The following is a 7,728-nucleotide window of genomic DNA, read 5'->3' as shown; positions in this document are numbered from 1 at the left end:
GGGATTTTGAACATGATACTGTTACAGGGAATATGGTCCTGTTGGCAGCCTGGGAAAAGACATATCTCGTAATGTATGATCTTAATGACGGCTCATATGCTCAATTTTATGATGTAACAGTGCTTGCGGGAGGTAAAGTCAATGACAGGCCCGCGGATCCCACCAGGGAAGGATACTTGTTCAAAGGTTGGTACGGCTATGTAGATGGAAATAATGAACCCGTAATGTGGGATTTTGAACATGATACTGTTACAGGGAATATGGTCCTGTTGGCAGCCTGGGAGAATAACAGTAACAATAACACCGGCGGAAACAATAATACCGGCGAAAACAATAATACCGGCGAAAACAATAAAAGTGAAAACAACGAAAACAACAGCGCAAATGGAAATAGTACAGGCAGTAAAAGCAGCAACAAAAATAGCCCCATTGTTACAAGTAAAGCAGGTAATAACAGCATTGAGCAGGAAGCTCCCAAATTTCCTGGCGACAGTGATAGTGTAGTTATTGATAAGCAAGAAACACTTAAAGACAAAGGGAACGCGAAATTGGACAATTTACCGAAAACAGGGGATGATATTACATCTCAAACTTTATATGAAGCATTAACACTTATATCGTTATTTATGCTTGGTATGTGTATGTCATATATCAAAAAAAATATTTAAATAAGGAAAAGTAGTGGGGGGGGCAATTATGAAAAAAGTTTAGTACAAATGGAATGATTCCTCAAAGCCGATCCTTGATGCATTTTGGTCGTGGATTGAAAAGACTGCAGCCATGCATACAACAAATGAGGACCTGATCAAGGCTTTGACCTATGCCGTAAATCAAAAGAAAGATCTGGAAACCTTCCTTGAAGATGGGAAAATTCCACTATCTAACAATCTTTGTGAAGCAAACATTAAACCATTTGCAACCGCAAGACAAGCCTGGCTGTTTGCAGATACTCCAAAGGGAGCCAGGGCTAACGCCACCTTGTATACCCTGGCAGAAAGTACCAGAGCCAATAATCTGGATGTGTATGAATATTTGAAGTATCTTCTTGAAGAGATGCCAAACAACAATCATCTCCAACACCCAGAACTTCTAGATCAGTATCTTCCATGGTCAAAAGAACTGCCGGACAGATGCCGGCTTACATTAAAGCATAAAAAATGCTTCAAAAAATGATGCCTTCAGTTTATCATGCATAATGTAAACTGAATAGGACGCCATCTTTTGAAGCACTTACGGAATTGTCATAGCATGCCCCTTTCGCCGCAGTGCATAACGAAAGTCGGCATTCTGATACCCAAAACCATCCGTCAAAACATCAAAAAACCTGCCCTTTTTAGAGGGCAGGCTCTATGTAGTTCTTGGCAGCCAGGCTATCATAGTGTAACAAAACGCCTTATATCCTATGGCTTTGCGCCCCCACCTTTTAATGGGCTTGCCTTTGGCACTATTTATGTTTTACTGCGTAATCAATATTTAAGCTATCTTGAACTACGAAACAATCACCTAATAAAACAATACCTCTGACACCATTAAATCTTAATTACCTCTTATTGCATCTGCATTTATAATGTTATTATCTAACATAATTCCCATTCACCAATCCATTTTTCTCTGGAATAATTATATTGGCGCCTATACATTTTTCCATTCTCTGACTTGTAACGCCAGCCTATAATATTAGCTCTTGGATAAGCTATATCTAATAAACTATTCTGTGAAGAAGTAATGGAAATTGGCAGTGCAACTTCTTGTGATTGAGCCGAAGCATCAACAGGTAACATAAGTGTACTAACCGTTAAAACAGCTAATGATAACATAATTTTTTTACTTTTCTCTTTCATTTAATAATGCCTCCTCAAAATTATTATAAATTGACAAATTAGAGTATGAATCTCTAATTGTTGTTACCGTAGCAAAATATTCATTATTAACGTAAACATCATATCCATTATCAGCATTTACAATTAGATATGCATTCTCTGGCGTTAATTCTAACGTTTTTTCCTGGTCTTTGGGATTAATTGAATATGGTTCAAATACAACAAACGAACTTATAATTAAGACAAATATCATTGAGACAAGTAGTATCATATTTTTAACTTTTGACTTTTTATATTCTGCTCCAGCCAGAACGATATGGAATCGTTGAGACAGAACAGAAACAGTTCTGCTATCAAAGGGGAGAGAAAAACTACTTATTTCAGGTGAAGCAGTTTCCTTTGCAATCCTTATAAGACATTCTAAATAATTAACTTTTTCTGACTCGTCAAACATTTTTGTAACATCCATATCCACTCTTATCTCTAAAATTTTATCTACTTCGTGTTTTAATATATAAACAAATGGATTCCACCAATATATAATACATATAAACTCAACAAACAATTTAATCCATAGGTCATTATTGTAGTAATGAGTGGATTCGTGTCTTAATATGTAATATAGTTCTTGATCTGATAACTCAATCATTGGTAATATAATTATCGGTCTAAACAAACCAAAGTACATTGGAACAGAAACTTTGTTAGTCATAATAATTTTAAAATTGCTTGATTTTCCATGCAAATCTTCAATTTTCTTTATGGTATTTTTAACTTTTTCATCATATAGGTCTGCTTCTCGTTTAATTAAGTATAAAAATCTCATATGACATAATAAATTCTTCATACTCAAAACTAAAATCCCTAAGATCCAAATCAGTAATATAACATGATATACATAAATCCCTGGAGCAACAAACTCCAAAACAGGAGTATAAAGTATTAAAAATAAACTTGGGAATATATTTTTTTCACGTATCGTTTGCTGGAATGCAAACTCCATTGGAAGTAATAATCGCATAACAACTAATAAAATTCCCAATAACAAGGTACTTAAACTTATTTGCATAATTCTTCTATGGCTTTTTAAAAAAAGCCATAGAAGAATTACTGACAAATTAATTATTAATAATATAGTTATTAATGCGGCTGGTGATAAAAACATACTATTTTTCCTCTTGGTTAAGTGCTTTCTTCCTTTCCTCAAGTATTTTTTCAAGTTTTTCAATTGTTTCTTTTTCGTTCTTTTCGTGTTTTAATAACGTTCCTACTAAACTAGGTATCGGAATACTATCTTCACTTTTATTAAACTGATTAATAAATTGCTCAATAAGCAAATCCTTCTTTGATACAACAGGCTTATAACTACGTGTTAAAACAGTACCACTATAAACAATATCTGCCACCTCAATGTATTTTTTAGCCATCAGTTTTCTAAGGACAGATTGAACTGTATTATTGCTTAGTGATTCATCTTTTTTGGCTATTTCTGATGCTACCAGTGGTTTCTTACTATTCCACAATATTTTCATAACATCCATTTCTCTTTCTGTTAATAATAATGCATTTTTAACTCTTGGCATCTTTAATCTCTCCTTAACACCTTTGGCGTGTATGATACTTTTGTAATACAATATGTTTATGTCAATTGCCAGAAATCTCAATTACAATAGTATTGATCTTTCTTCAAATGCAAGATACGAATTTATGGAACTGCAATCTACTCCCCATCAAGGATTGCCCCCAGCATGTAAAGCTATGTTAATCTGATTATTACCGTAAAGGTTTACGCAAAGATAATGAGGTTTTTTGAAATTCTCATTATCTTTTTAAACTATTTCACTATTTTCAATTTTACGTTTTTGTCTTAATCCATATACTTGATAAAAATAGCTATAGTCATATTGAGCAGGGGTTGTTTGCATTCTCTCTAGAAAGGACTGTACAGTGACTAATGGCATATTCCGTAATCCGTTTAATAGATTCTACTTCCATATAAATAATGATATCTTATTTTAATCATCAACACATCATTCTGTCAATACCTCTCTATTATTTATACTAATATTTTTTTACTATAAAATTTGCTATATAAAATTATTGAAAATCATACTTTAATATTATTAGATAGTAATCTCTACTCTTCTCAGTAAAAGGCAAAGCTTAATATACAATATTTTCCAGAAAGTTATTGACAGTTATGACACATTATGTTTTAATGATATTGTATTTTAAATAATTTATCATTATTTACTGTCTTCACAAGGTAAGTAGGTGATTCTGTTGCACAGTTTGTTACTGTTTGACGCAGCAATTAATTCAGTTATTACAGTTCAGATTTTAACTAAAGTAACTATCGACTTCTGAATCTAGTAATCTGAAAGGAAAGATGATTCAGAAAATACTAAATGTTGAGAATGAGGTGCTTATATGAAAATGAAGAAAAAAGGGATTATTTCGTTGTTTCTAAGTATTTGTATGTTTATCACAATGGCCTTTTCTACTTATGCGGCTGAAGATACGAATGATGAACAGCTTCAACCTGGCTGGATTAAAGTAAATGAATTTCGTTATGAAAATCCGACCACCGGAGAATACTTTGCAATTCAACCTAATTTAGCTCGTGCTGCTAGCACCAGCGTATCATTTGATTTTAAAATTAAATATTCTTTTGATTGCCCAACTAAATTTAATGCATCCGGCACAAGTGCAAGTGTTAAGTCAAGTGCTCATGTAGAGGATAGTTCCGAGGCATGGATAGGGGGTACAACATATAGATATGCTATAAATATTGGTTCAAAAAAGGCATCATTCACTACTGGCTCTTCAGCTACAAAAAAAGTGTCTGGCTTAAGAAGCGGAAGTACTTATACATTGAGTGCCAGCACCTTAGACCCAACGGGCAATTATTATGTTGTAGGAAGTGCTACCGTACAGTAAATGTTTTATACAATATCACATAATAAAAGGGGTGTCCAAAAGCTAAATCTCAATTACGCACACTTGTTAAATATCGTATCTTGCATTGGGTGATGAGAAAAGTTGCTTTTGGGGCGCCCTCTTATATAATAGGTAAATAAAATGAGAAATTCCACCATCTATTTAAAGGGTTATTCAAAATTGCTTATCAAATACATCTTATATGATCTGAAAATATTTTTTTACATTTTATCAATTTTGGTAGCGGTTTTTTTTTATATTAGTTTATTACTTCAAAATGAGGCTGATAAAATTTTAGAGGAATATGGCGGTCTGGAAGAGATTAAAACGACAACTGCTATAGAACCGAGCTATAACGGCATTCCGCAAAAGGATCTTCAGATATTATTAAATATTTTTAATGAATATGGGATTGAAAGAATAAATGAAATATGGATTAATATCCAGCCTCTAACGACTGTTGGGGTACAATGTCCGGAAGACACCCCTAAATTTGATAGGAAGATTGAAGGAAGAGATTTTACAAATGAGGAATTAACAGCTGGTGATAAAGTGGTTATTTTAAGTTTAGAAGATTATAAATGCTATTTTTCCGATTATCATATCGGGGATTTCATATCACTTGGCAATAAGGATTTTCAACTGATTGGCGTTTCTTATACTGCAAAGCAGTCCGTGATACCATTTAATTGTATATATAATAATAATTTAAGCAATTCGTTCATTTGCGGACATCTTGTTTTAAAAACAAAATTTCCTGTAAAAAAAAGTTTGATTGTCAAAAAATATGATCAGCAAACCGGAATTGAACAATCAGATATACCCTTTGTGATAAATCCAATCTTTTGGATGGTAATGGAGGATATATTTAATAAAATTCGTGACTATGTTATATCAATAATTTTAATCATTGTGTTTTGCAGTTTTGCAGTTTTTCAAACTTGTCATATATTATATTATAAAAACCTCAAACATCAGCCGGCTTTTCTGTATACCGGAGGTTCAAAAAATTTTTTGAAGTTAATAATAGGCGGTGAATTATTTACCATAATAACCATATCTATTATTTTAAGCAGGATACTTTTATGGGGAGAGATGTTATGGGGAAAATAATACATTTTATTTATTTAATATATAAAAATTTTAAAAGGCCGTTGTATTACTGTACGGCTGTTTCTATTGCATTAGTAGTCTATTTGAATTTTTGTTTAACTCAGTACAAAAATTTGGATCATCGTCTAAAAGTTCTGGAAGAAGTCAATTATTCAAATATTTATAAGGTAACTTTTGTAAAGCCAAAAGATAATGATTATGTAAAAAGCATTAAGGAATTAAATTCTAAGCTAAAAGAGAATGCGGTTATTTTAGATTTTACCAGAAATCCTCTGTATACTACAATAAAAAAAGACCACATCGTAGTAATACAGACGGTATCTGGGGAAAAAGCTTCCTTATTTCATATATTTGAAAATAGACACATAAATGATAATGGATATTCAGCTATCATTTCAAATGACTTAAAAAGTGATTTTAAATTCGGTCAAAATTATACAATACCTATAGGCATATATGTCAATGCAGCAGACCAAAAAGTAAAAATAAATATATATGGATATAGTAATGATCTTTTAATTTTTTCAGGGGGAGATTCTTTAGAAGCACCTGATAACCAAATTTTAATATATGATCCTGATAATACATTACCAGTTCATACAACATCGTTCTTTGAGCCTACTTTTGATGTGTTTCTCTATATAGAAAATTACAATGAGGTATTAAACATACTATCTCAATTTGATTTTATTAATATCCAGAAGATAAAAGACAACGTAGATTCCTTTTCTGACTTTAAATTGACCTTACTGCCGTCGTATTTCCGATTTTTAATTTTGGGGATTGTCATATACATTTTGCTGTATGTCAATTTATATATTCTTTTTTATTTTAAAAAGAAAAACTATATTAAAACATTCTCTATCTGCAACCTTAACCGAAAGTTTTATATAAAATGTATCGGAACGGCCAATGTAATACAATTATTCGTTAGTTTTATTGTAGGCCAGACTATCTGGATTCTTTACTGCAAGTTCAGTCAAACGTTCTATACGCGAAATGGACTTTATATCTTTATTACTCTTTTTATGATTCATTTTTGCGCATTTATTATATTAAATAGGGGGTATTCTTATATTGTACGAGCCAGTCATTGAAGTTAAAAATCTTAGTAAAACTTACAATAATAGCAAATTCTGTGTGCTGGAAAGAATCTCCTTCACTATGGGAAAGGGTGGTCTAAATGCTATTGTGGGGGAATCAGGCTCTGGAAAATCGACTTTACTGAATATTTTATTTGGACTCACTGAATACGAAGAAGGAATATGTAAAATAAACGGAACTATTTTACAAGACCTCAATATAAAAGATCGCCAAAAATTCAGGCATAATTATTTAGGATATGTTCCCCAGGATTATGGGTTAATTGAAGAGTGGAGTGTTTATGATAATATTACTCTTCCGTTCATGTTCTATAAAAACAATTTTTCGAAATCTGAATCTCATATAAAGGATATTCTGAATAGTATACATCTTGATAAATCCGATTATGTCCATAGGAAAGTGTCCTTATTATCTGGTGGTGAAAAACAACGTGTTGCAATCGCCAGAGCACTCATCACAAAACCGGAAATACTCATAGCAGATGAATTAACAAGCGCACTTGATTATAAATTGAGTATGGATATACTGTCTTTATTACAGGAATTATGCAATGCGGGATATACAATTGTTTTTTCTACTCATGATGATAATCTATTGAAGCATTGTGATAAAATTATATACTTGAAAAATGGAAAGATATATAATTCTTATACTTGAGTTATTCATGATAACCTACCTATAATGGTCAGCATAACTAGTACTGTATTTTCATCTTTTATTGCACTCGCTTAAAGCGGAGATTTCCTGCATT

8 protein-coding genes, 1 pseudogene and 1 riboswitch are annotated in these 7,728 nt (G+C 32.1%); of the genes and pseudogenes, 6 read left to right on the top strand and 3 right to left on the bottom strand.

Annotated features, from left to right (window positions below; all coding sequences use genetic code 11):
- Positions 1–668: InlB B-repeat-containing protein (locus RT269_RS19205; protein ID WP_313184999.1), on the top strand; the 668-nt coding region annotated here is incomplete at its 5' end.
- A 64-nt stretch (positions 669–732) separates the two neighbouring features.
- A pseudogene (locus tag RT269_RS30445) lies at positions 733–1,173 on the top strand (IS66 family transposase); the annotation flags it as partial.
- A 184-nt stretch (positions 1,174–1,357) separates the two neighbouring features.
- Positions 1,358–1,447: riboswitch (cyclic di-GMP riboswitch) on the bottom strand.
- Positions 1,448–1,577: 130 nt separating this feature from the next.
- On the opposite strand, the gene RT269_RS19190 reads toward RT269_RS30445, so the two are convergent.
- From RT269_RS19190 to RT269_RS19180, 3 genes are read right to left on the bottom strand one after another with little or no spacing between them, the layout of a single operon-like run.
- On the bottom strand, positions 1,578–1,841 hold the full coding sequence (locus RT269_RS19190; protein WP_313184997.1) for a hypothetical protein: 264 nt from the start codon (positions 1,839–1,841) through the stop codon (positions 1,578–1,580).
- A complete protein-coding gene (locus tag RT269_RS19185; RefSeq protein ID WP_313184995.1) occupies positions 1,825–2,985 on the bottom strand; it encodes a M56 family metallopeptidase in 1,161 nt (386 codons plus the stop codon). The genes RT269_RS19190 and RT269_RS19185 overlap by 17 nt, the downstream gene beginning before the upstream one ends.
- Before the next feature lies 1 nt (position 2,986).
- Positions 2,987–3,403: a BlaI/MecI/CopY family transcriptional regulator gene (locus RT269_RS19180; RefSeq protein WP_313184993.1), complete on the bottom strand. Its 417-nt coding sequence runs from the start codon at positions 3,401–3,403 to the stop codon at positions 2,987–2,989.
- 847 nt (positions 3,404–4,250) lie between these two features.
- Here RT269_RS19180 and RT269_RS19175 point away from each other — a divergent pair.
- From RT269_RS19175 to RT269_RS19160, 4 genes are all read left to right on the top strand, one after another.
- On the top strand, positions 4,251–4,760 hold the full coding sequence (locus RT269_RS19175; protein WP_313184992.1) for a hypothetical protein: 510 nt from the start codon (positions 4,251–4,253) through the stop codon (positions 4,758–4,760).
- A 141-nt stretch (positions 4,761–4,901) separates the two neighbouring features.
- Positions 4,902–5,873 (top strand): ABC transporter permease, encoded by a 972-nt coding sequence (locus tag RT269_RS19170; RefSeq protein WP_313184990.1) that lies wholly within the window; start codon positions 4,902–4,904, stop codon positions 5,871–5,873.
- Entirely contained in the window at positions 5,846–6,970 is a 1,125-nt protein-coding gene (locus RT269_RS19165; protein ID WP_313184988.1) for a hypothetical protein, read from the top strand. Before RT269_RS19170 ends, RT269_RS19165 begins: the two co-directional genes overlap by 28 nt.
- Positions 6,951–7,634, top strand: a complete 684-nt coding sequence (locus RT269_RS19160) for an ABC transporter ATP-binding protein (RefSeq protein WP_313184986.1) — start codon at positions 6,951–6,953, stop codon at positions 7,632–7,634. The genes RT269_RS19165 and RT269_RS19160 overlap by 20 nt, the downstream gene beginning before the upstream one ends.
- The last annotated feature ends 94 nt before the right edge of the window (positions 7,635–7,728 follow it).

This window comes from Lacrimispora sp., from assembly GCF_032078915.1.
Classification (GTDB): Bacteria; Bacillota; Clostridia; order Lachnospirales; family Lachnospiraceae; genus Lacrimispora.
Note: the sequence above shows the minus strand (reverse complement) of the source record. Positions and strands in the feature narration are given on the sequence as shown.